This is a genomic window from Microcoleus sp. LEGE 07076 (genome assembly GCF_015207455.1).
Classification (GTDB): domain Bacteria; phylum Cyanobacteriota; class Cyanobacteriia; order Cyanobacteriales; family Microcoleaceae; genus Microcoleus.
On record NZ_JADEWV010000053.1, the window covers coordinates 13,491 to 34,503 of the forward strand.

A 21,013-nucleotide genomic window follows, 5' to 3' on the forward strand; every position below is an offset into this window, starting at 1 on the left:
CGTTACGAAAGCCAATGTTGGAAGTGATACCAATCGAATCAGAAATACTTCAATATGTCTTGGAACTGATGGCGAGGTTAGGGCTGTTTTGCCTGATAGTCATTGTCTCGCCGTTTGCTGGGCGCTTTTTGCTTAAGCTCATTCGTCAGGGACTCCAGCTACTTGAGTCATGCGGCATAATCAACGGTCAGACTGCTTACCATCGAGCGCTAGAGTCGTTTCAGACATCACTCTCATTAACCGGGACGTTTCTGGCGATCGCAATTGGATTGACTTTACTCATCAAGTACGAGGATCTTTATAACTTTATTAGTATTTTTGTCTATTCAGTATTGTCGGTTGGGATTGGCTGGTTTGCATCTAAAATTGCTCACCAAGTCATCCATCGATCGGTGATCGGTTTAGTGCATCGATGGTTTGGAAAAGTTAATGAAGTTGTACTCATTTTTGAGACTCTGATCTATGTTCTGATCGTTCTCATGGCTGTGGTGGTTTTTGCCATCGGACTGCGGATTAATTTGGTGACTCTCGGAGCCAGCTTGGGGATTGGCGGTGTGGCGATCGCCTTTGCAGCCCAGCAAGCCCTCGGACGGCTTTTCGGCACTCTAGAATTATATCTCGATCGCCCTTATATTTGTGGAGAATACATCCGAGTTAACTTTAATCCCTACGGTGAAGATGTCTACGGTAGGGTAGAAGCCATTGGCTTACGTTCAACTAAAATTCGGATTGTTGCTCAAAATACAATGATGATCGTGCCGAATTCGACGATGGCTAGCAAAAATATTGAAAACGTGAGCCGGGGTAAAAAGATTATGGCGATGCTGTGTTTGGACTTTGCCAAATGCCTGAAAAAGGACGAACAAGCCCTCGTCACTCAAACAATCGAGGCGGAAAGTCGATTTTTTTGGGGTTTTGATAAAGCCAGTACGCGAGTACAGTATGAAGAAGTCGAGAATGCCTCAGCAACCCGCGCCCGAGTGTTCTTTTTCATTACCAGTCCGAGTGAAAACTCGCTAGAACTACGCAAGCGACTTCTGGAGTTAGCCAATCAGGCGATTGCCAAAAAACTAGCTGTCCAAAATCTTAGATTCATTGTTCCAGAACCCACGATTTATATTGATTCACCGATGTCTCTCTAGCAACCATACTGTATTGATTTTCAGAATCTAAGTCTAGATTTAGTTTGAAGCCTTTACTTCCCCGCAGATCAAATGAATACTCCATCCCCCTCTGAATCTAACCCCCCCGCTCAAACCAGCACGGATCGGGAACTTTCTCTAGAAATGCTTCAGGAGCAACACCTCAACCTCAAGGTTAGCGTTGAAGAACTCTACGCGCGGGTCAATCAAATCCGCGGGTTACTTCAAACCCTTGTCATGGGTCTGGCGATCGCCATTTTACTGGCAATTGGGATTTCTGGCTGGTTTGCCTACCGCCTGCTGGTACAAGAACAAATTATGCGGCGCGACACGGAACAAGCAGCGGCAACCAATGCCAAAATACTCGAACAACTCGAACAGGTGGAAACTCAGTTGCAGCGCCAGAAAGACCAAATACAAACCTTCCGAGAAGAAGTGCCAGACGAATTCAAGACTCTGACAGATACAGTCCAAGCTAATCAGCGACAGTTGCAGATTTTACGCGATCGCATCAAGCAAATCGAACCGAAACTATCGCCATCTAATCGCACCCAATAAATCCAATTATTATGTTTGCTTCAACTCTGCAAAAAATTGGCAATTAATTCTCTGTTTGAGAAAGGCGATCGCTCCCACAAGAGTGTTAAACTGAATCTAGCGGTCGTGTTAAGCAAGGAAAAAATAGCCGTGATGCGTATCCAAGAACAAATTGTTGACAAACTGAAAAACTTCTCTGAAATCGAACTGCAAGAAATCCTCAAGTTTGCGGATTTCCTGTTATGGCAGCGGAGAAACCAAGAAGTAGCTTCGCCATCCGATGAAACTGGCAACAGCCAACCAGCAAATATGGATGAAGAGTGTGAGGTTCATTATGTTGGTGGAGTCTTAGTAGTCAAAGCATCAGCAGTAAAAACTGAAGAAGTAATTAATTGGGATACAATTATTTACGAGATGCGCGAAGAAAGAATCGGGAAGTTTATCTAAAATGAACGTTTTATTTGATACATCCGTTCTGATAGCAGCGTTGATAGAAGATCGTCCCAGTCACTCTCAAAGCTTATCTTGATTGGAGCGAGTTCGATCGCCTCAATTAGTTTAAAGGCTCGGAGGGCAGTTTTTCGATGGCTATTTTCCATTCTGAATTACCCGATGCACCTCTGCTAACGGCAGTTCTAAAGATTCTGCAATTTGTTCGACACTCAAACCCAGTTTTGCCAATTTCGGAACTGCTTCTAACTTAGCTTTGCGTTCGGCTTCTTCTAAAAGTTTTTGATAATTTGGATGTTTTTTGACATCATTATCACTTTTATTGTCTGATTCCGATCGTTCTGACGAAAGTGATTCAGATTCTTGTGCGGGATTTTTGTACAAAATTAATATGCCCAATTTGTACAGGACTTCCCATACTTGAGAAGTTTGCTACTCCCCATCTTTCTACCGTAGCGCGAAAGTTTGATTTGTTAATGTCTGCGCCCAGTACACTTGAGAGTAACTGCCATAGCTCATAGCTAGCATCCCTTACATGACCCTGACTACAGTGATATTCTTCCGCAAATTGCGCGTATTTACGATTATTAAAGACTCCCTTGAGGATTGCTACTTGCAGGGTGTCGAGGTGTTTGCCAATCTTGGCAAACACTAGCTCATCAATAGAGTTTAAGACATCTTGGTTATCCATCAATATATCTGAATACAACACTATTTTAGTATAACCCGTTTTTTTTCGACTTTATCCGCTTTTTTCCGACTTGTCAAAGCTGCGATTAGTTGACATTATAAGTAGTATCAAGTTGCTTAAATTACTTACCAAATTTATCAATGGGTATATTTGGAGCGTCAGCCACAATACCGAATTGATATATAGCAATCCTAAATGATTTTCAATAACTGGTTCCCAGGCTCTACCTGGGAACCGATGTCAGCGAGGCTCTGCCTCGCCTGCGAAAATGGAGGCAGAGCCTCGCCTATCTGCGTTACCAGGCTCTTCCTGGTAACGAGTAACGAGTATAATCATTTAGGATTGCTATAGCCAACAGCTATTACTTCACTTTGTCAATATGAACAAGTTATTTCCCTTCGTTTTCCTCTCGTCTGTTCTCCTCCTTGCTACAACTCAAAGCACTTTTTATAAAAGTGTTAACGCTCAGTCATTCCAACGCAATCGCCCAGATTTAAACGGTCTGCTAATTAGAAATCCGGGTAATAGTATGATTTTCTGGGTTGACCGTGGTCAGCGCCGCCAGATCGCAGATCCCAGTGTATATGGAAGATTGTTTGTACCCAACCAGCGAGATTATTTAGACACCGATGCCGTTGAACCCAGACCATCTATAACAAATGATAACAGACTTGTTCGTTGTGGAGAAAACGGACATCTTTTGAAAAACCGTATATACCTTTTAGACCAGGGTACAAAAAGGTACGTCACCTCTTCAACTGTTATGGATAAGAATAACTTTAACTGGAAAGGGGTTAATACTATTGATTGTCCGGTTCTAGCTACGATAAAAGACGGAGATCCTATCCGGTAGAGTAGTCAAAAAGAAGCAAAGGTTGCAGATTTCATAACTGTCATTCTTCGCTGAACCTTTTAGCTACCACTAGAATAGCGATCGCGCATTTCTTTCAGGAAACCTCAACAGTCTTTAAACCTTCAACTTTATCGCCAACTGAATTGCGCCGCTGACCTCGACGCTCCAAAAGTGCATCTATACCAGGATTAATCACTTCCTCAACCTCTCCATTATCACCATAAATTACTACCTCAAGCCATTGCGCTTTCGCTATTCCTACTGCATATTTAAGCGCAGCTTCCTGACTGGGAAATACTCTCTCAACTGACTCAACACCTCCCTCAGTTACAACCCAACCATCTTGATGAGGTGAAACGTGGAACTTATGATTTAATTCCTTCTCAACCCGTTGTCGCAAACCCATTATAGTAATGCCGACAATCGTTTCACTATCCTCATTGTAACGGGCAATTACGCTATCACTAATATCTAAAGCTACAGCATCTCGTGGTTCTCCTAATGAAAGATATAGAACATCAGCTTCCCGATCGTAGAAACCTGTAATATTTGTGGAATCTTCCAGAATTTTTACTTTTGTGTCCATATTATTCGCTTATTTGATGATGGCTGTTTTCTAAGGTAAGCTGTTGTAATAAATCCATCAGAGTTACTTACTTCCAGATACACTACAACTACAAACTTCCTACTATCAGGAATTAGGGAATAAAATCGCAGAGCTAGCAACCCACCTGTAACGTCATCAATTTGAATTAGATCCGGGCTATCTAAAGTTTCTAAAACCCGCTCGTATTGATCTTTCATTTCTGGGTGTTCTTTCAATATATGCTCCCACCTTTCTTTCGTGAGGCGGATAGGAACATTATTGAATGAATAGCCACTCCAAAGTAGATTACTATTCTGTGTCATTTTATCTTAGATTTTATAGATAAGCAAGGGCATCCACAACAGATGCCCTCACCCCAATCCTAACTACGCGCCGACAGCTTCCTTGGCCGCGTACAACACCTCAGCATTAATCTTCTCAATCCCCCGCTCGCGCGCAAACTTCTCAGTGTTCCGCTTCACCTTACCGCGCACAAAACCAGGGATTTTATTCAATTCTGCCTGTCCATCCTTCGTCCAATTCATATCAGAATCTGCCGAAATACCCTTGGTAATTACTTCCTTAGTATCGTGGCCGCCGAAGATTTCCAGCAAGTGGTCTTCCATTCCCAAAGTAAAGGAATTGTAGACCAAATCTACGCACTGATTTGTGCCTTCATAACCCAAAAATGGCTTGTAGCCGATCGGGAAATTTTGGACGTGAATCGGCGCAGCAATCACACCGCACGGAATATCAAGCCTTTTACCCACGTGGCGTTCCATTTGCGTGCCGAAAATCGCCGAAGGTTCCGCTTTGGCGATCGCATCTCCGATCGCCCCATGATCCTCCGTCACCAGCACTTCATCACAATAACCTTTTACCTCTTCCCGGAACCAGTCAGCATCGTGTTTGCAGTAGGTTCCTGCCCACACAACGTGGATTCCCATCTCGCGAGCCAAAATCTTCGTCATCGCCGCTGCGTGGGTGTTATCGCCAAATACGACGGCTTTTTTGCCGGTTAAGTTTTGGCAGTCGATCGACCTTGAGAACCAAGCAGCCTGAGACACAAACCGCGTTTGTTGGTCAATAAAATCTTCATAATCAACATCCGCACCTTGAGCATTCAAAACTTGCTGAATCTTGCGAATACAGCGCGCCGTTTCCACTACACCCATCGGCGTAATATCCACCATCGGCGTACCGAATTCTTTTTGCAAATACTCCCCGGCCATCATCCCCAATTCCCGATAAGGAACCAAGTTAAACCAAGCCCGCGGCAGTCTTTTTAAGTTGTGAACCGAAGCACCTTCGGGAATAACTTCGTTGACTTCAATTCCCAAATCTGCCATCAAACGCTTCAACTCGGTGCAGTCGTGCTGGTTGTGAAAACCCAGCGTAGACATCCCGATAATATTCACCGATGGTTTTTCGCTTTTGGCTTCTACTAAATCGCCTTTTTTGCGAGCTTTGTTAATGTAAAATTGCACGATTTGATCTAAAGTGCGATCGGCAGCTTGGAGTTCGTTGACTCGATAATGGTTAACATCCGCCAGCAAAACATCGCCTTTAGCATCCAATTGAGCTCGTTCCACGAAGTTTTCCAAGTCTTCTTGCAGAATGCTGGAGGTGCAAGTCGGGGTGAGCACGATTAAATCTGGGTGCTCTTCTCTATCTTTGCGGGTGATATTGTCCACCACCCGTTCCTGGGAACCGCGGGCGAGTACGTGTCTGTCAACGACGCTGGTTGTGACTGGAGTAAAGTCGCGTTCCCTTTCCAACATCGAGCGCATGACGTTAAAATAGTCGTCTCCAATCGGTGCGTGCATGATTGCGTGGACGTTTTTGAAGGAAGTGGCCACGCGCAAAGTGCCGATGTGGGCTGGGCCTGCGTACATCCAATAAGCCAATTTCATAGGTATTTTTCCTGGTGTTGGTTGAGATTTGCCCGATCGGGCGATTACTGCTAAATTTTAAGGTTGTTTCCGATTTTCTCACCGGATGAATCCTTTAGAAATAGTAACTTTCTGAAAACTTACAGATGACAAAAAAGCTCAAACCCTTTTACTGGTTCGGCTTTTACTCGCAATTCCCACAATTTTACCTTTGTTTTATGGCAATAATTCTTAATTTATTGTCAAGTTTCGTTAAGAAACCGACAAATCCGAGCCGCCGAGGCTGCACCTGAAGCGCCTCACACCTAGATATCTGCCAAAATTTTCGCAATATGGTAGTTATTGACTTTTTAGCCAACTCACAATAAACTATTAATTGATCCACTATTTCCCGGCAGCGTTTTACAAGAAGCGGGGGAGATATTTGCGTAGCCAATACAGATTCCACCGAACTCAGTGGCAGTATTGAATCCCCAAAAATTGCGACAAGCTCCCAACCAATTGCTATCATGCCTGTAGATTCCCAAATTGCTAGCGCGATCGGATACAACTGACATCTTGCACTATTTTCAATAAGCTCTTAAAAACCGGGTTTCTGAACGAGAGATATAGGTTGTGATGCGGTTTTTGCGGTCATAAACCCGGTTTTTGCCACAGGTGCAAGATGTCAGATACAACCAACAAAACCAAGTTTTGCAAATACAATTTAGCAGCGGGTCAGTCTATCAATACACCCATGTAGAACCAGAAATTTGGGAATCTCTGCAAGATACTGATTCTACAGGCAGATTTTTTCACTCCCAGATTAAAGGTTATTATTCGAGCCAGCCCGTAGATGACGAGAGTCTAAATGCAAACGGTAGTTTCAACCACCAAAATAAAACAACCTAATTTTCAGCGCCCGTTACTCAACCCGCACTCCTGGGGTGAGAGTTAGACTCGCAGGGCCGTTTCAACCGCCCTGTCTCCTAAAAGCTGATATTGTTTTTGAGTCAGCCGCGCGATCGAGCATCATAACCTGTTGCAGCATTTAAATTATCTGTCAATAAACAATCAAACAATCCGTGGGGCCGACTCGCCACCGCCCCGAATATCCAATTTAAACCCCCAATAGCCTAGCAAATCCTCACAAATCCTTTATTTGTGGTGGTGTTCGCCTAAATGCTGAGCTGACAAAAGCCCAGCGCGCTTTTGTCAGCAACTCTTTACTGTCAAGCCGTGTCTTCCCACACACCCCAAAAGATAGCTCTTGAGCGATAATGAAGGATAACATAGGATTTACCAAAAACCCGGTTCATACGAAAAAATCTGGGGTTTGTCAACGACTAGCAACAAAAAAACCGGGTTTCTAGCCCGCCGCGCGTAGTAAGTCCTGTAGTATTGACCAAGCACACCTAATTTGAGAGAAGCCAACTATGATGGCAATTCCCGGCGTTGCAGTTCTCGCTCTCATTTATGAAAGCAGCACTTCCCTCGTTTACCGCGGCCGCAACGAGCAAGACAACCAACCTGTTATTATCAAACTTATCAAAGAAGACTATCCGACTCCAGACGAACTGAATAGATACAAGCGCGAATATGACATTACGGCAAACTTAAACTGCCTGGACGGAGTTGTTAAAGTATACAAGTTGCAGCAGGTTAGAAATAGTCTGGCAATGATTTTAGAAGATTTTGGCGGCGAATCTTTGAAAATATTTATGGCTTCCCAAAAATTTACCACTTTAGGATTTTTGACCACAGCCATCAAAGTTGCTGAAACTTTGGGAGAGATTCACGCCAAAAACGTAATTCATAAAGATATCAACCCCTCTAATATAGTTTTCAATCCCGCTACCGGACAAGTTAAACTCATAGATTTTAGCATCTCAACTGCATCCAACCAAGAAAACGTTTCCAATAAAAATCCTAATTTTTTAGAAGGCACTTTAGCCTATATGTCGCCGGAACAAACCGGCAGAATGAACCGGGTAGTCGATTACCGCACCGACTTTTATTCCCTCGGCGTCACCTTCTATGAAATCCTATCAGGACAGCTCCCTTTTCCCACTACCGATCCGATGGAGTTAGTTCACTGTCACATCGCCAAACAGCCAGTACCTCTCGCTGAACTTTCACCAGAAATTCCTAAAGCTGTTTCAGATATTCTAATGAAATTGTTAGCAAAAACTGCTGAAGATCGCTATCAAAGTGCTTGGGGACTCAAAGCAGATTTGGAATCCTGTTTGTTTCAGTTGCAAACATCTGGGATTATTTTTGAGTTTGCTCTCGGCAGCCAAGATATTTCCGACAAATTTCAAATCCCTCAAAAACTTTACGGCAGACAGCGAGAAGTTGAAACTCTTTTAGCAGCATTTGAACGAGTAGCAGCAACAAATAATCGAACCCACCGCCTCGATCAATCGCAAATTTCTGTCATCAAGAAAGAACTCAAATCTAAAAAAGAAAGTGCCCTGTCAGTGCTGGCGAGAGGACAGCATAAATCCCGCAGCGAGATGATGCTGATTGCTGGTTATTCCGGCATTGGCAAATCTGCAATGGTGAAGATTTTAGACAAACCCATTACCCGCAGGCGCGGCTATTTTATTTGGGGAAAATTTGACCAGTACAAGCGGACTATTCCTTACTCTGCCGTTGTCAGCGCTTTTTCGGAATTAGTGCGGCAACTGTTAACTGAAAGCGAAGCTCAATTGTCAGTTTGGCGCGAAAAACTCCGCACTTCTTTCGGTCAAAACGGGCAAATTATTATTGATGTAATTCCAGAAGTTGAACTAATTGTCGGATCTCAATCTCCTGTCGCTGAATTGGGGCCGACAGAATCTTTTAACCGCTTTAATTTAGTCTTTCAAAATTTCATTCGCGTATTTTGTCAGCCAGAACACCCGCTGGTGATTTTTCTCGACGATTTGCAGTGGGCAGATTCTGCGACTCTCAAGCTGATCGAATTGATGATGACAGATGAAGCGACACAATATCTGTTTTTAATCGGCGCTTATCGGGATAATGAAGTCAGTCCCACTCATCCTTTAATGATGACTGTGGAGACGCTGCGAAATCATGAAGCTATCGTCAATCAGATTGCTTTGTTACCGCTGGGAGTTGACAACATCACTCATTTGATTGCCGAAACTTTGCACAGCGATCGCGAATCTGTCAAACCTTTAGCTGAACTCGTTGTCAGCAAAACAGACGGCAATCCTTTTTTTGTCAATCAATTTCTCCAAACATTGTATCAAGAGAATCTGCTAGTTTTTCACCCGCCACAGTCGGGTAGCAAGGGCGGCTGGCATTGGGATATGACTCAAATTGAGCAGTGTGCTATCACTGACAATGTAGTAGATTTGATGGTACAAAAGTTGAGAAAACTGCCGACTACCACGCAGCAGGTTTTGCGTTTGGTCGCTTGTTTGGGCAACGAATTTGATTTAAATACTCTTTGTTTAATTAATGAGAAAGAAGCGTCGGAAACTTTTTCGCAGTTACTGCCGGCGATCGAGTCTGGACTGATCCTGCCAACTTCGGAATTGGAAAGCAAGTCACTAGATTACGTGATGTTTCCGCTGTTAATTCTGAATTATAAATTTTTGCACGATCGCGTGCAGCAAGCCGCTTACGCTCTGATCGACGACTCGCAAAAAAAAGCTGTCCACCTGAAAATAGGCAGGCAAATCCTCGAAAACACTCCGGCTGAGTATCGCGCTGACAGAATTTTTGAATTAGTCGATCACTTGAATGTAGCTCGATCGCTAATTACAGACGAGCGAGAACTAATTGAACTGGGAACGCTGAATTTAGACGCCGCCCGCAGAGCCAAAGATGCCACAGCTTATGTTGCAGCCTTGCAGTATTTGACCGCAGGTATGGACGGTTTGACGGCCGATATTTGGGATTTTCACTACGACTTAGCCTTTGCTCTGCACATGGAGCGGGCAAATGTTGAGTATCTAAACGGCTATTTCGAGCATTCAGAAGAATTTATCAACATAACTTTGGAAAAAGCGCGATCGCCCTTAGAAAAAGTAGAAATTTACAACCTGCTGATCGTGCAGTACACCCTCCGAGCCAAGTACGAAGAAGCCGTTAAAGCCGGAATCCAAGCTTTGAACTTGCTAGGAATTGACTTGCCGCTAGACGGACTGCAAAAAGTCATCTCCGAAGAATTTGCAGCAGCCACAAATAGTTTAGCAGGAACAGAAATAGCTTCCTTGATTGACGCACCAGAAATGACTGTACCCGACAAAAAAGTTGCAGTCAAATTAATCACAAACTTATTAACATCCGCTTACCTAAACAATCCAGACTTGTGGAAAGTCAGCGTATTAAAAGGAGTCAATCTCTCTCTCACCTACGGTTTAGTACCCGAAGCATCTCTCTGCTACGCGGGCTACGGTATGTTCTTAAACGCTGTTTCGGGAGATTACAAAGCAGCTTATCAATTTGCCATGCTGTCGCTGAATTTGAGCGAAAAATCCGGAAATATCGGCTTGAAATGCAGAGCTTGTTCGTCGCTCGTAAGTATTTTTTATTACTGGTTCAACCATATCAAAGATTCCCACGCGATTAGCAATGAAGGATATCAAGCTGCCTTAGAATCAGGAGATTTAGAATACGCAGGTTATATTCTCTCCAACCGCATAGCCAATTACTTTTTTCAAGGCAAAGAAATCTCGCTAATTCTAGAAGACACCAGCAGGTATTTACAGTTCAGCCAAAAAACCAAAAATCAGCTCGTAACCGATACATTATTAGGGGTAGAGTTAACCCTCCGCAACTTGAGCCAACTCACCCCTGAAAAATTTGTATTTGAGAGCGAAGATATCACCGAAGCTGAATACGTACACAACTGTCAAGCCCATCAAAATTTGTACTCGCTCTGCCTTTATCAAATTCGCAAATGCCAAGTAATGTACTGGTACGGCAACTTCAACGAAGCGCTGCAACTAGCATTGGAAGTAGAAAAGCAGCTATCTTTCATTACCGGAGCGATCCCCGCTACCGAGTGGAATTTTTTCTTTTCTCTAGTTTTAGCTGCCGTTTTTCCAAATGTTTCAAAAAGCAAACAAAAACAATACTTGGAAAAGTTAGAAGCCAATCAAAAACAGATGAAAATTTGGGCAGACAACTGTCGCGAAAATTTTCTGCACAAGTACCTGTTAGTACAAGCAGAAATAGCTAGAATTTCCAAGAGAGATTCAGAAGCTGTTGAACTCTACGATTTTTCTATCAATTTAGCCCAAGACAGTGAGTTTGTCCAAAATGAAGCCCTGGCGAACGAACTAGCAGCCAAGTTTTGGTTGAGTAAAGGTAAATATCAATATGCCAAAATCCATTTGCGCGAAGCTCACTCGTGCTACTTGCGCTGGGGCGCAGTCCGCAAAGTACAAGATTTAGAACAGAAGTATCCGCAGTTGCGAGAAATGACACCGCTCAACGGAAGTTTTAACAACAGTCAAACTACAACAACTATTCATACTTCTACTGGTAGCGATGCGAGAGTGCTGGATTTAGCCACTGTAATGAAAGCATCTCTGGCGATTTCCAGCGAAATTGTTCTAGACAAGTTGCTGGCTTCTTTGATGAGGATATCGCTGGAAAATGCGGGCGCACAATCCGGTTTTTTAATCTTGGTGAGAGATGGAAAACTGTTAATTTCCGCTCGAGCGTCAGTAGTTGCTGAAGATGTAGCGGTGCTGCAATTTACGCCTGTTGAAGAATGTCAGGATTTACCTGTGACCGTGATTAATTTTGTGGAAAGAACTCGCTCGGACGTGGTGTTGAGCCATGCGGTGGCTGAGGGGCGATTTACGGCAGATCCTTACGTGGCAAAACACCAGCTCAAATCTCTTTTGTGTACGCCGATCGTCAATCAACGCAAATTAATCGGCATTCTTTATTTAGAAAATAACTTAACTCTGGGAGCGTTTAATGCCCACAGATTGGAAGTTTTAAGGCTGCTTTCTTCGCAAGTAGCTATTTCTTTAGACAATGCTCTGCTTTACAATTCTGTGGAGCAGAAAGTGCAAGAGCGGACGCAGGAGTTAAATGAAAAAAACGAGCGTTTAGAACAAACTTTGCGCGAGCTTAAACTCACTCAAGCTCAATTAATTCAAACTGAAAAAATGTCTAGCTTGGGGCAAATGGTGGCTGGTGTAGCTCACGAGATTAATAATCCTGTAAGTTTCATCTACGGTAATCTCAATCCGGCTAGCGAATACGTGAAAGATTTGCTGAAATTGATCGAGCTTTACCAGCAAAATTATCCCGAACCTGCTGATGAAATCTTGGAAGAAATAGAAACAATTGAACTGGAATTTTTGAGCGAAGATTTGCAAAAGCTGTTGGATTCGATGAAAGTGGGAGCGGAAAGAATTCGGGATATTGTGTTGAGTTTGCGGAATTTCTCGCGCCTCGACGAAGCACAAATGAAGTCGGTTGATATCCACGAAGGCATTGACAGTACGGTGATGCTGCTGCAACCGCGTCTGAGGAAAGAGGGCGGACGTTTGGGAATTGAGGTGATTAAAAATTACAGTAAGCTGCCGCTAATTACTTGTTATGCGTCGCAGTTGAATCAGGTATTTATGAATATTTTGACAAATGCGATCGATGCGCTCCTCTTGGCGAGGGATTGTCCGTCTAATTCTCAAAACAATCCTACTATTACGATCGCAACAGAGGTGACAGACCGCAATTCTGTTATCATTAGAATGGCTGACAACGGCCCTGGGATGAGTACCGAGGTGCTGCACAAGATATTTGACCCGTTTTTTACAACTAAGCCGGTGGGTTCTGGTACTGGTTTGGGGCTGTCTATTTCGCACTCAATTGTTGTTAGTTCTCACGGTGGGAATTTGACTTGTGTTTCTGCACCGGGAGAGGGTACGGAGTTTGCGATCGAGATTCCGATCGCCCCGCGGCAAGTTTTGTAAGGAAGGAAAAAGAATATAGAGGGCATATAGAGGAATATTCGGCGAATATTCCGGCGAATATTCCGGCGGTTGAAACCAGGTTTACACAAACAATGTCCGCCGGACGCCGACTAAGAAAATTTTACTGGGCGGTATAAATCGGCGATCGCAATTTCCACACCCACCGAAACTTCGCCATCCAAATATTCGTAGCGTTCTTCTTGGGTGGGTTCCCAAGCTAGGTATTCTTCTGCGCTGATCAATGGGCGATCGGGTAAAGCAACCATAATTGCGATCGGGCAAGAAGTCTGTTTTTTATCATAGCTCAAAAAGGGCGATCGCTTTTTAGAGAAAAAGTTGAATAAGTGCGATCGGCAATGAAGCTGAGTTTTGCTAAAATGTAACAATGGAACTCGCGCATCAAAATCCAAGAAACCGGGTTTTTTCGTGTTTCTGCAAGCTGTGACGAAGTATCTAGCCAAAAACCCGGTTTCTAACCACCCGTGCGTCCAAGACTAAATAAATAAGCTAAAAAGCAAGCAGATAGCCATGACAGCCACCCTAATTCAAAGTCAAACTTCTGGAGTTGTGCTGAAAAATATTAGCTGGAAAACTTACGAATCCCTAGTAAATGAGCTAGCAGAACAGGCCGGAATTCGTTTAACTTACGATCGCGGAACATTAGAAATTATGACTCCCTCAGCACCCCATGAAGGTAACAAACAAATCCTAGGACGTTTTGTAGAAACAGTAACGGAAGAGTTAAATGTAGAAATTCGCAGCTTGGGTTCTCTAACTTGCAGGCGCGAGGATTTAGAACGCGGGTTAGAACCGGATCAATGCTACTACATCGAGAATGAGGAAAATGTCCGCAGCCTCAATCAAATCAACTTGAATCAAGATCCGCCACCGGATTTAGTAATTGAGATTGACATTACTAGCAGTTCTATTAACCGCATGGAATTGTATGCAAGTTTGGGCGTCCCAGAGGTTTGGCGTTATGACGGTTCGCGTTTAAGATTCTATCAGTTAGAAGGTCAGGAATATGTGGAGCGGGAGGTTTCTCCTCACTTCCCTTTTTTGTCGCCTTCTGAGATTATGGGATTTGTGGAAACGCAAAAAGATGTGGGGGAAACATCGATGATTCGAGGGTTTCGGCAGTGGGTGAGGAGTCAGATTCAGTCAGGGGAATGAAACGAAAAGCGCACTTGGATTGGGGGCGGGGTTCAGAAACCGGGTTTGTTCGGAAAATCTCATGAGGATGCGTAAATTATCGTAGAAACCCGGTTTCTTGGATGGTTGGGCGGGGTTCAGAAACCGGGTTTCTTCGGAAAATTTTATGAGGATGCGTAAAATTATCGTAGAAACCCGGTTTCTTGGATGGTTGGGCGTGGAGGCTGTGGGATTAATTTACCCACAATCGCCAAAAATATCGCATTGATTTCGTCGGAAATCCTGTAATCATAAAAAAGGGTGTAAGCATTTAGCGCTACACCCGATCGCAGGTTTCCAATCTTGCGGAAGATACTATTTGTTGTAGACGCACAAGCAAGTTAAACAAACTTAAAGTCGCGACGAGAAGATGTTGGATTGAGGTTGAGGTCAGTCACATTTTTGACAATACCCAGCGTATCTCCGCCCGTAGTTTGTATGAGCGTGTCATTGCCCTCACGGGTGAGGCGATACTGACTGGCATTACCGCGCAACTGGATATAATCATCGCGGAAGTTGTAGTCTACAATAGTTGCCTGACCGGTTCCTAGGTAGAACATTCCCTGGCGTGAGTTTCCCAACACAAAGGTATCTGCCCCCGCTCCACCTTCGAGAGTGTCTAAATCGGGGCTATTGGGTCTGCTGGAATAGCCGTCGAGGTAGTCGTTACCTGCACCACCATTTAGGTAATCGTTACCGCCTTCACCATAGAGGGTGTCGTTGCCATTTTGTCCGTATAGTTTTTCATTGGCACCAGAACCAGTCAGGGTGTCGTTACCAGAAGTACCATTAATGATGTTATCTCCTTGCGTTGGTAGCTTCGGATTGCTACCACCTCCATTATTCAACTGCGAATAAGCTTGGAGCGGACTCATTGTTTGCTGCTTCAAGAGAGCGATTTCAGGGGGCGACAACGAGGCTAAAGCGGTTGCTCTATGAGCTTTCTAGCTCTTAGCCCCCTCCGGTAAAATGACTGCTTATTGCGAACTCAACTCATCATGGACTCTACCCACTCCCAACAGCAGTCATTGGCAATTAACCAATTTTCGCCAGATAAACCAATCCAAAACTTGCTATGTCTTCTTCTATTCCTACCTTTTTCTTGAGGACGACACACATATTTTTCTTGTCCTTGAAGCTGAGTTCTTTTCCCTTTTAACCATGCCGAAGTCATCGCCAAAGCGATTACAATCATTAAAGCAATCAATTGATCCGGTGATGCTTGACACCCCTCTAGGTTATATCCTCCGGTCTTACAGTCTTTAAACATTGCTTCGATACCGTAACGTTTGCTATAAACTCCGTAGCTTGCGGGGCGGTACGCCATCGCACTTTTCAAATCTGGCAGATTAGTTAACAGATACCAAGGTTCATCTTCTTGTTTGCCTCGATATTTACCTTTCCAGGAAGCGACCAAGTTAAATCGAGAAAAACCTTTCTTTTGAGTAAAATCAACCTTCGGATAAAACAGATGAATTCCCGGTTGAACTGGAATGCTATCTAGGGGTTGAAAAGGTTGTCTTTTTTCTCGAAAAGTCGTACTGCATTTTTGACGGAGGACCAAACTCAAATGCTGGCGGTGCAACCATTGCGCCAGCTCGATGCTGTGAAATTCGCGAGCGCCAATAATGATTAGTTTATATCTTTTCAAGAGCCGAATTACTGGGCGCAATACTTGTTGCTGTTCGGCGAGATTAGAAGCCCCTTTTTTGTCGAGCAGCGTCCAGAATATGGGAAACGCCCTTTTTTGAACGAGATCACTTACCATTAAAACATTATACTCTTTCCACTGGGTTCTATCCAATGCAATGATTAATTGACTTCCAGGTTTGAGCTGACGGGAGATCACTTCTTTGACTATCGGGAACCACAGCACCAATATGCTGAGTGCTTTAATCTGTAAAAATCGTTGTATGTGACGGCGGCGACTACTTTGTAATATGCGTAATTGTAGGGTGGCAGCTAATCGTTCTATTCTCACTTGTTTTTGAGACTGTAACAACCACACTAGCATTTGAAGGGTAAGTAATTGTGCGGGAGTCAGATATTTTTCAAGTATCGAGTGATAGAATAAGGGCAACATATTATTGGTTTTGGTCTTGTGGTATTAGCAGGACCCTTCTTTTTGATCACAACTGGGTATTCTTTTCCCTCAAGAGATTATTTTGTCAATAAGCCGAAATTTTTGCCGAGGGTCGATCGCGCGAAAAGCTTTGCCTGTAACAGTTCAGGGGCGCTTGTCGCCCCCTGAAGTTTATGGGTCTAACCTATAAAAATTTAGGAGAACCTGACAAATCTTTTGAAATGTTTCGCCAAGCGATCGCATTTGCCGAAAAAAGTCACTACACTCAGGTTAAGGCTAAAGCTTTAACTGGTTTAGCAGAGCTTTATCGAGAACAATCCGATTTTACAACAGCGCTTTCCCATCATTCAGAATCGATCGCACTTCTAGACAAAATCGGCGCTAAATGCGATCTAGCCGAGGCTAATTATCAGTTTGCCTTAACTCACCAAAAGATAGGTGATGCCGAAAAGAGTCAGATTCATTTTCAAGAGGCGATTCGACTCTTCAAAGAAATGGAAGCACCTAACCAAGTTGAGAAAGTCCGAAAGGCCATAGGTAAGAGCGATGAAGTTTAGTTTTGGATATACAAATACCCTCTTAGTCCGCGGAGGCGGACTTCGTTTGTGTAGACGCGGTTTCAACCGCCGAGTCATAAAGAAGATAAATTTCCCCAGATTTAGTACCGCGCACTCCGACCAAAGAAACCGGGTTTTTACCAAATCTTTCAACTGCGACGAAGTATTCTCAAAAAAACCCGGTTTCTGGACTCCGATGCGTAAATCTTACTCACCCAAAGTCCGCCGCTGAGCCTCCAACAATTCCTGAATCCCAGTTTCTGCCACATCCAAAATTTGATTCAACTGACTCCGGCTGAAACTTCCCTCTTCCGCAGTTCCCTGAATTTCGATGATATTCAAATCTCCATTCATCACTACGTTACAATCAATTTGGGCCGCCACATCTTCCAGATAATTCAAATCTAAAAACAATTCACCTTCCAAAAGTCCCACAGATACGGCTGCCACTTGGCGAATTAAGGGCGATCGCCCTAAATCACCTTTTTGCACCAACTTGTTCAAAGCATCCGCCACAGCCACAAACGCGCCATTAATAGAAGTCGTGCGAGTCCCCGCATCCGCTTGCAAAACATCAGCATCCACCAGAATCGTGCGATCGCCCAAAAGCTGCATATCCAAACACGATCGCAAACTGCGCCCAATCAACCGCTGAATCTCTTGAGTGCGTCCCGATAACTTCATAAATTCCCGCTCTTGACGCTGCGGCGTAGCCCCCGGTAACATTCGGTACTCCGCAGTCAGCCAACCTTTGCCGGTATTCTCCAGAAACCTAGGCACTCCCGGCTTAATCGTAACGCTGCACAGTACCTGAGTGTCACCACTTTTCGCTAGCACTGAACCGCTAGCAAATTTCGTAAATTCGCGATCGAAACTAATCGGACGAAGTTGATTTGGCTGTCTGCCATCGGCACGTTTTCTGGACATAATTTGTTTGTTATTTGTTATTTGTTATTTGTTATTTGTTATTTGTTATTTGTTATTGGTAATAATCAACAAATAACAGCTACTGCCAACTACCAACTGCCAACTGACTACTGACTACTGCCAACTACCAACTGCCAACTGACTACTGACTACTGACCATTTTTAGAATATCTTGCTGGACTTTTTCCGGGGATCGATCGCCGTTGATAGTTAACAGCTTTTTGCGATACTCGTAATAATCTAAAATCGGGAGAGTTTGCTCCTCGAATAAATCAAGCCGGCGCTGCAAAATTTCTGGACTATCGTCCGATCGATCTCGTTCGATCGATCGACTCAACAACACCTCAGTCGGAACCTTCAACCAAATCGCCCAATCTAGCTCTTGTGCCAAATCAGAGAGCAAAAAATCCAATTCCTCAGCTTGAAAAGCCGTTCGCGGATAGCCCTCCAACACCCAGCCATTAAACACATCCCACAGCAGCAGCCGGCGGCGAAAGAATTGAATCATAGTTGCGTCGGGAACTAATTCCCCTTTTTCAACATAAGACACCGCCAACTTCCCCAAATCTGTATCATCTGCGATCGCCTCCCGCAGAATATCCCCCACAGCCAGCAAAGGAATGCTCAAATTGCTGCACAGTAGTTCAGCCTGAGTTCCTTTTCCCGCTCCAGGCCCTCCCAGAATCACTAATCTCACTGTGTCTTGCTCCTAGTGCCGCGACATTCAAAGTTTACCTGTTATTGAGATCGATCGCCCAAAATAGCTGCGATCGTCACTGCCGCTAGCTTTTGACAACTTGTACATCTAGCGTTCGATCCGATGTGCGATCGGCCAAGTACACTATATATTGTTAAGCCGGCTCGATCCATCCCAAGATCCGAGCCGCAGTCAAGACTTAGTTACTAATTGAATATTGCCCTATGGTTGCTCAGTTACAAACCCCTACACTCAATTTAACCCACAGCTTGCCCTACAGAGTTGAAGGGCTGGTGCAAGTTTTTACAGCCCCGCACCGCTGCTTTTTTACCAGTGTCATGGCAGGATCTCTCAGAATTGCAGGACAGGGATCTCGCGTGTTGGCGGTACAGTTCCTCAAAGGGGGAATCAATCAAGGGCATCAGCATCCGGTGCGGCTGGGGCAGAATTTAGATTGGGTGCGGTGCGATTTGCCCCGCTGCATTGACAAGGCAGATTTAGATGAGCTCGAAATGCGATCGGTCGAACAATTGTGGCAGTATGTTCAAAATACGGTGCGCGAGGGCTGTTACGCCTTAGTTATTCTCGACGAATTGAGTTTAGCGGTGAATTTAGGCTTAATTCCTGAAGCAGAAGTGCTGGCATTAATTGATAGCAAACCCCACAATTTGGATCTTATTTTGACAGGGCCTTCGATGTCGGCCGCATTTTTGGATGTTGCCGACCAAGTTACTGAAATTCGCCACAGTCTAGGACAGTAATTTAATTGGCGATCGCCCGCGCGGGCGATCGCATCTTTATGTTAATTTTTATTTATGTCAAAAAACAGGCGATCGCAGCACATCAATTTAGCAGCGACATTACCTTGGAACTAACGGATCGAACACAACATTCAACCGATCGGCCGGAACCATTCGTTTGAGAATTTGCAAGTGACCCTCTGCATCCGACCAACTGCGAAACGGGAGCATCCCACTTTTTGACTAAGCAGAAACACCTAGCTTGATGTCATTATTTAAATACGCACATCTCAGTCTTAAAATTTGAGGCACATTTTTTTCGTTCCACTGTGCACCTACAATCTTAATTCTTGCTCCAATCTGTTTTATTAAAGACTCTACAGCTCCCGAACCAATGTCAATGCCAAGATGTTGATAATTTTGGTAATCTGGGATTCTTGACTGATGTTTTCGCAGATATTTCTGGAACTTTTCACTTCCTTACTAGCAACTCCTGTAAATTCAGCTATAGCTTCTAGTGTTGCTCCTTGCCATAGTTGGTTTTGCGCTCTCCTCAGTCGTTTCAGCGAACCTCCTACTTTATGTAAATTTTCTATTCCCCTGATAGCAATCTAGTACCTCTCTTCTTTGCTCTATAGTCCCAATTTGCTTAAACAGATTCCACACTCCATCATGACCATCTCCCAAACAAGTTATTGCTTCACTCTTGATTTGGCTATTTACCCACGCCACTAAATCTGCATTATTTTGAAAGAAGGCTGCTGCTACTTGATCGTGCACCTTAACTGCCTTATAATTCCTCCAGACACTTTCTTCTCCTTCCTGAGTTCTTAGTCTGACGTTTCCTCCGTCTATACTCAATGCTTCTACTTTCTCGGTAGTTTCAGGCTCAGGGAATTTGTAACGCTCTAGTAGCCGATGTTGTGTACTGTGGGGTACATAAATTCCTGTCAACATTTTGAGGTCTCTCTCGGCATTGGCAAAAGACTCATTTCCCACTAATAATAAACAACATTTTTCCAGATTAGGACTCAGGCGACTTCCCTTCTTCACTCCCAATCTTTGAGCTTGCTTACTCGATAGAGTTATTTCTCCTACACAACTTTTTAGAGTTCTTTTTCTACCCGAACCTTTTCCACCCGCCGAGTTAAAAAAAAACCACTAATTTCTGGTGCTACTGTTTCAATTAAATGTTCCCTCACACTCAGTTCTACAGATTCAAAGTCTTGTAGATTGTTTACTGGGGTATTTTTATAAAGGATCTCTGCTATTTCTTGGAGATTTATTTTGATCTTCTGCTGTTCTTCTGGGGTCATACGAACTTGGATTATGGTAATTTATTTGCTTTCTATTATGCTATCAACTTAGCCAGACAATTGTCTGAGTATTTATACTGATTGCCAAAGTGGGATGCTCCCCTGCGAAACTGACCCACAACCACCTTTTCCACATTCGGGAGCGATCGAACTACAGTCCACAGCTTGAGACATTTTTCTGGCAACATAGTACAGATATCTCCTTAGTAAATTGGACAGGACTTATACCCATTTCATAAAGTTATGCTGCTACCGAAAGTTTGACTCCCCCCCGAAATCGCGGGGGGGTTGGGGGCTGACAGGTGTAGGTTTTTTACAATTAGGAGGAGTTACAAGCATAAAAGGCATCCACAGGAGTTTCAGGGAAAGAGCTCCAACGCTCAAGATGTATAGGAATATTGTTGAGTAGATTAGCCATCAGA

General features: G+C 43.9%; 21 protein-coding genes and 1 pseudogene. 10 read left to right on the top strand and 12 right to left on the bottom strand.

All coding sequences use genetic code 11. The features are described from left to right. Positions 1–14 precede the first annotated feature (14 nt). From IQ270_RS11405 to IQ270_RS11415, 3 genes are all read left to right on the top strand, one after another. Positions 15–1,142: a mechanosensitive ion channel family protein gene (locus IQ270_RS11405; RefSeq protein WP_193973335.1), complete on the top strand. Its 1,128-nt coding sequence runs from the start codon at positions 15–17 to the stop codon at positions 1,140–1,142. 72 nt (positions 1,143–1,214) lie between these two features. Further along, positions 1,215–1,700, top strand: coding sequence for a hypothetical protein (locus tag IQ270_RS11410; RefSeq protein ID WP_193973336.1), 486 nt, complete (start codon positions 1,215–1,217; stop codon positions 1,698–1,700). Between the two features lie 132 nt (positions 1,701–1,832). After that, entirely contained in the window at positions 1,833–2,126 is a 294-nt protein-coding gene (locus tag IQ270_RS11415) for a hypothetical protein (RefSeq protein ID WP_193973353.1), read from the top strand. Positions 2,127–2,267: 141 nt separating this feature from the next. Here the strand turns inward: IQ270_RS11415 and IQ270_RS30945 are convergent, their stop codons facing one another. Next, entirely contained in the window at positions 2,268–2,513 is a 246-nt protein-coding gene (locus IQ270_RS30945) for a hypothetical protein (protein ID WP_228056267.1), read from the bottom strand. Further along, entirely contained in the window at positions 2,485–2,820 is a 336-nt protein-coding gene (locus IQ270_RS30950) for a hypothetical protein (protein WP_228056268.1), read from the bottom strand. The genes IQ270_RS30945 and IQ270_RS30950 overlap by 29 nt, the downstream gene beginning before the upstream one ends. Before the next feature lie 379 nt (positions 2,821–3,199). Between IQ270_RS30950 and IQ270_RS11425 the strand changes: the two genes are divergently transcribed. Beyond that, positions 3,200–3,673, top strand: a complete 474-nt coding sequence (locus IQ270_RS11425; protein WP_193973337.1) for a hypothetical protein — start codon at positions 3,200–3,202, stop codon at positions 3,671–3,673. A gap of 94 nt (positions 3,674–3,767) precedes the next feature. Here the strand turns inward: IQ270_RS11425 and IQ270_RS11430 are convergent, their stop codons facing one another. The 3 genes from IQ270_RS11430 to bchB form a co-directional block, all read right to left on the bottom strand. Continuing rightward, positions 3,768–4,259 carry a DUF2188 domain-containing protein gene (locus IQ270_RS11430; RefSeq protein WP_193973338.1) on the bottom strand — a complete coding sequence of 164 codons (492 nt, stop codon included), beginning with the start codon at positions 4,257–4,259 and terminating at the stop codon, positions 3,768–3,770. Next, positions 4,244–4,582: a hypothetical protein gene (locus IQ270_RS11435; RefSeq protein ID WP_193973339.1), complete on the bottom strand. Its 339-nt coding sequence runs from the start codon at positions 4,580–4,582 to the stop codon at positions 4,244–4,246. The genes IQ270_RS11430 and IQ270_RS11435 overlap by 16 nt, the downstream gene beginning before the upstream one ends. 63 nt (positions 4,583–4,645) lie before the next feature. After that, a complete protein-coding gene (bchB, locus tag IQ270_RS11440) occupies positions 4,646–6,172 on the bottom strand; it encodes a ferredoxin:protochlorophyllide reductase (ATP-dependent) subunit B (protein ID WP_193973340.1) in 1,527 nt (508 codons plus the stop codon). Between the two features lie 636 nt (positions 6,173–6,808). Here bchB and IQ270_RS11445 point away from each other — a divergent pair. Beyond that, positions 6,809–7,042: a KTSC domain-containing protein gene (locus IQ270_RS11445; protein ID WP_339384129.1), complete on the top strand. Its 234-nt coding sequence runs from the start codon at positions 6,809–6,811 to the stop codon at positions 7,040–7,042. Between the two features lie 524 nt (positions 7,043–7,566). Then, the gene (locus tag IQ270_RS11450; RefSeq protein ID WP_193973342.1) at positions 7,567–13,080 is read left to right on the top strand and encodes an ATP-binding sensor histidine kinase; all 5,514 of its coding nucleotides are present in this window, start codon (positions 7,567–7,569) and stop codon (positions 13,078–13,080) included. 110 nt (positions 13,081–13,190) lie between these two features. Here IQ270_RS11450 and IQ270_RS30955 read toward each other — a convergent pair whose 3' ends face one another. Then, entirely contained in the window at positions 13,191–13,541 is a 351-nt protein-coding gene (locus tag IQ270_RS30955; RefSeq protein ID WP_228056269.1) for a Uma2 family endonuclease, read from the bottom strand. A 67-nt stretch (positions 13,542–13,608) separates the two neighbouring features. Here IQ270_RS30955 and IQ270_RS11460 point away from each other — a divergent pair, with 67 nt between their 5' ends. Then, positions 13,609–14,253: a Uma2 family endonuclease gene (locus IQ270_RS11460; RefSeq protein WP_193973343.1), complete on the top strand. Its 645-nt coding sequence runs from the start codon at positions 13,609–13,611 to the stop codon at positions 14,251–14,253. A gap of 359 nt (positions 14,254–14,612) precedes the next feature. On the opposite strand, the gene IQ270_RS11465 is transcribed toward IQ270_RS11460, so the two are convergent. After that, on the bottom strand, positions 14,613–15,146 hold the full coding sequence (locus IQ270_RS11465) for a calcium-binding protein (RefSeq protein WP_193973344.1): 534 nt from the start codon (positions 15,144–15,146) through the stop codon (positions 14,613–14,615). Positions 15,147–15,259: 113 nt separating this feature from the next. Further along, positions 15,260–16,252, bottom strand: a complete 993-nt coding sequence (locus IQ270_RS11470) for an IS4 family transposase (RefSeq protein ID WP_193973345.1) — start codon at positions 16,250–16,252, stop codon at positions 15,260–15,262. Positions 16,253–16,527: 275 nt separating this feature from the next. Between IQ270_RS11470 and IQ270_RS11475 the strand changes: the two genes are divergently transcribed. After that, the gene (locus tag IQ270_RS11475) at positions 16,528–16,911 is read left to right on the top strand and encodes a tetratricopeptide repeat protein (protein WP_193973346.1); all 384 of its coding nucleotides are present in this window, start codon (positions 16,528–16,530) and stop codon (positions 16,909–16,911) included. Between the two features lie 207 nt (positions 16,912–17,118). Here IQ270_RS11475 and rph read toward each other — a convergent pair whose 3' ends face one another. Together rph and IQ270_RS11485 are read right to left on the bottom strand one after the other, a co-directional pair. Next, positions 17,119–17,838, bottom strand: coding sequence for a ribonuclease PH (gene rph / locus IQ270_RS11480; protein ID WP_193973347.1), 720 nt, complete (start codon positions 17,836–17,838; stop codon positions 17,119–17,121). A gap of 142 nt (positions 17,839–17,980) precedes the next feature. Beyond that, a complete protein-coding gene (locus IQ270_RS11485) occupies positions 17,981–18,535 on the bottom strand; it encodes a nucleoside monophosphate kinase (RefSeq protein ID WP_193973348.1) in 555 nt (184 codons plus the stop codon). 224 nt (positions 18,536–18,759) lie between these two features. Here IQ270_RS11485 and IQ270_RS11490 point away from each other — a divergent pair, with 224 nt between their 5' ends. Both IQ270_RS11490 and IQ270_RS11495 read left to right on the top strand, forming a co-directional pair. After that, positions 18,760–19,296, top strand: coding sequence for a P-loop NTPase family protein (locus tag IQ270_RS11490; RefSeq protein ID WP_193973349.1), 537 nt, complete (start codon positions 18,760–18,762; stop codon positions 19,294–19,296). A 5-nt stretch (positions 19,297–19,301) separates the two neighbouring features. Next, on the top strand, positions 19,302–19,457 hold the full coding sequence (locus IQ270_RS11495; protein ID WP_193973350.1) for a hypothetical protein: 156 nt from the start codon (positions 19,302–19,304) through the stop codon (positions 19,455–19,457). Between the two features lie 61 nt (positions 19,458–19,518). Here the strand turns inward: IQ270_RS11495 and IQ270_RS11500 are convergent. After that, a pseudogene (locus tag IQ270_RS11500) lies at positions 19,519–20,591 on the bottom strand (ISKra4 family transposase). A gap of 35 nt (positions 20,592–20,626) precedes the next feature. Further along, positions 20,627–20,779 carry a hypothetical protein gene (locus IQ270_RS11505; RefSeq protein WP_193973351.1) on the bottom strand — a complete coding sequence of 51 codons (153 nt, stop codon included), beginning with the start codon at positions 20,777–20,779 and terminating at the stop codon, positions 20,627–20,629. Positions 20,780–21,013: the final 234 nt, after the last annotated feature.

Bases quoted from the DNA above. Each gene is read 5' to 3' on its own strand.
- IQ270_RS11405 (WP_193973335.1), top strand. From the start codon at position 15: ATGTTGGAAGTGATACCAATCGAATCAGAAATACTTCAATATGTCTTG.
- IQ270_RS11410 (WP_193973336.1), top strand. From the start codon at position 1,215: ATGAATACTCCATCCCCCTCTGAATCTAACCCCCCCGCTCAAACCAGC.
- IQ270_RS11415 (WP_193973353.1), top strand. From the start codon at position 1,833: ATGCGTATCCAAGAACAAATTGTTGACAAACTGAAAAACTTCTCTGAA.
- IQ270_RS30950 (WP_228056268.1), bottom strand. From the start codon at position 2,820: ATGGATAACCAAGATGTCTTAAACTCTATTGATGAGCTAGTGTTTGCC.
- IQ270_RS11425 (WP_193973337.1), top strand. From the start codon at position 3,200: ATGAACAAGTTATTTCCCTTCGTTTTCCTCTCGTCTGTTCTCCTCCTT.
- IQ270_RS11430 (WP_193973338.1), bottom strand. From the start codon at position 4,259: ATGGACACAAAAGTAAAAATTCTGGAAGATTCCACAAATATTACAGGT.
- IQ270_RS11435 (WP_193973339.1), bottom strand. From the start codon at position 4,582: ATGACACAGAATAGTAATCTACTTTGGAGTGGCTATTCATTCAATAAT.
- bchB (WP_193973340.1), bottom strand. From the start codon at position 6,172: ATGAAATTGGCTTATTGGATGTACGCAGGCCCAGCCCACATCGGCACT.
- IQ270_RS11450 (WP_193973342.1), top strand. From the start codon at position 7,567: ATGATGGCAATTCCCGGCGTTGCAGTTCTCGCTCTCATTTATGAAAGC.
- IQ270_RS11460 (WP_193973343.1), top strand. From the start codon at position 13,609: ATGACAGCCACCCTAATTCAAAGTCAAACTTCTGGAGTTGTGCTGAAA.
- IQ270_RS11465 (WP_193973344.1), bottom strand. From the start codon at position 15,146: ATGAGTCCGCTCCAAGCTTATTCGCAGTTGAATAATGGAGGTGGTAGC.
- IQ270_RS11475 (WP_193973346.1), top strand. From the start codon at position 16,528: ATGGGTCTAACCTATAAAAATTTAGGAGAACCTGACAAATCTTTTGAA.
- rph (WP_193973347.1), bottom strand. From the start codon at position 17,838: ATGTCCAGAAAACGTGCCGATGGCAGACAGCCAAATCAACTTCGTCCG.
- IQ270_RS11490 (WP_193973349.1), top strand. From the start codon at position 18,760: ATGGTTGCTCAGTTACAAACCCCTACACTCAATTTAACCCACAGCTTG.
- IQ270_RS11505 (WP_193973351.1), bottom strand. From the start codon at position 20,779: ATGTTGCCAGAAAAATGTCTCAAGCTGTGGACTGTAGTTCGATCGCTC.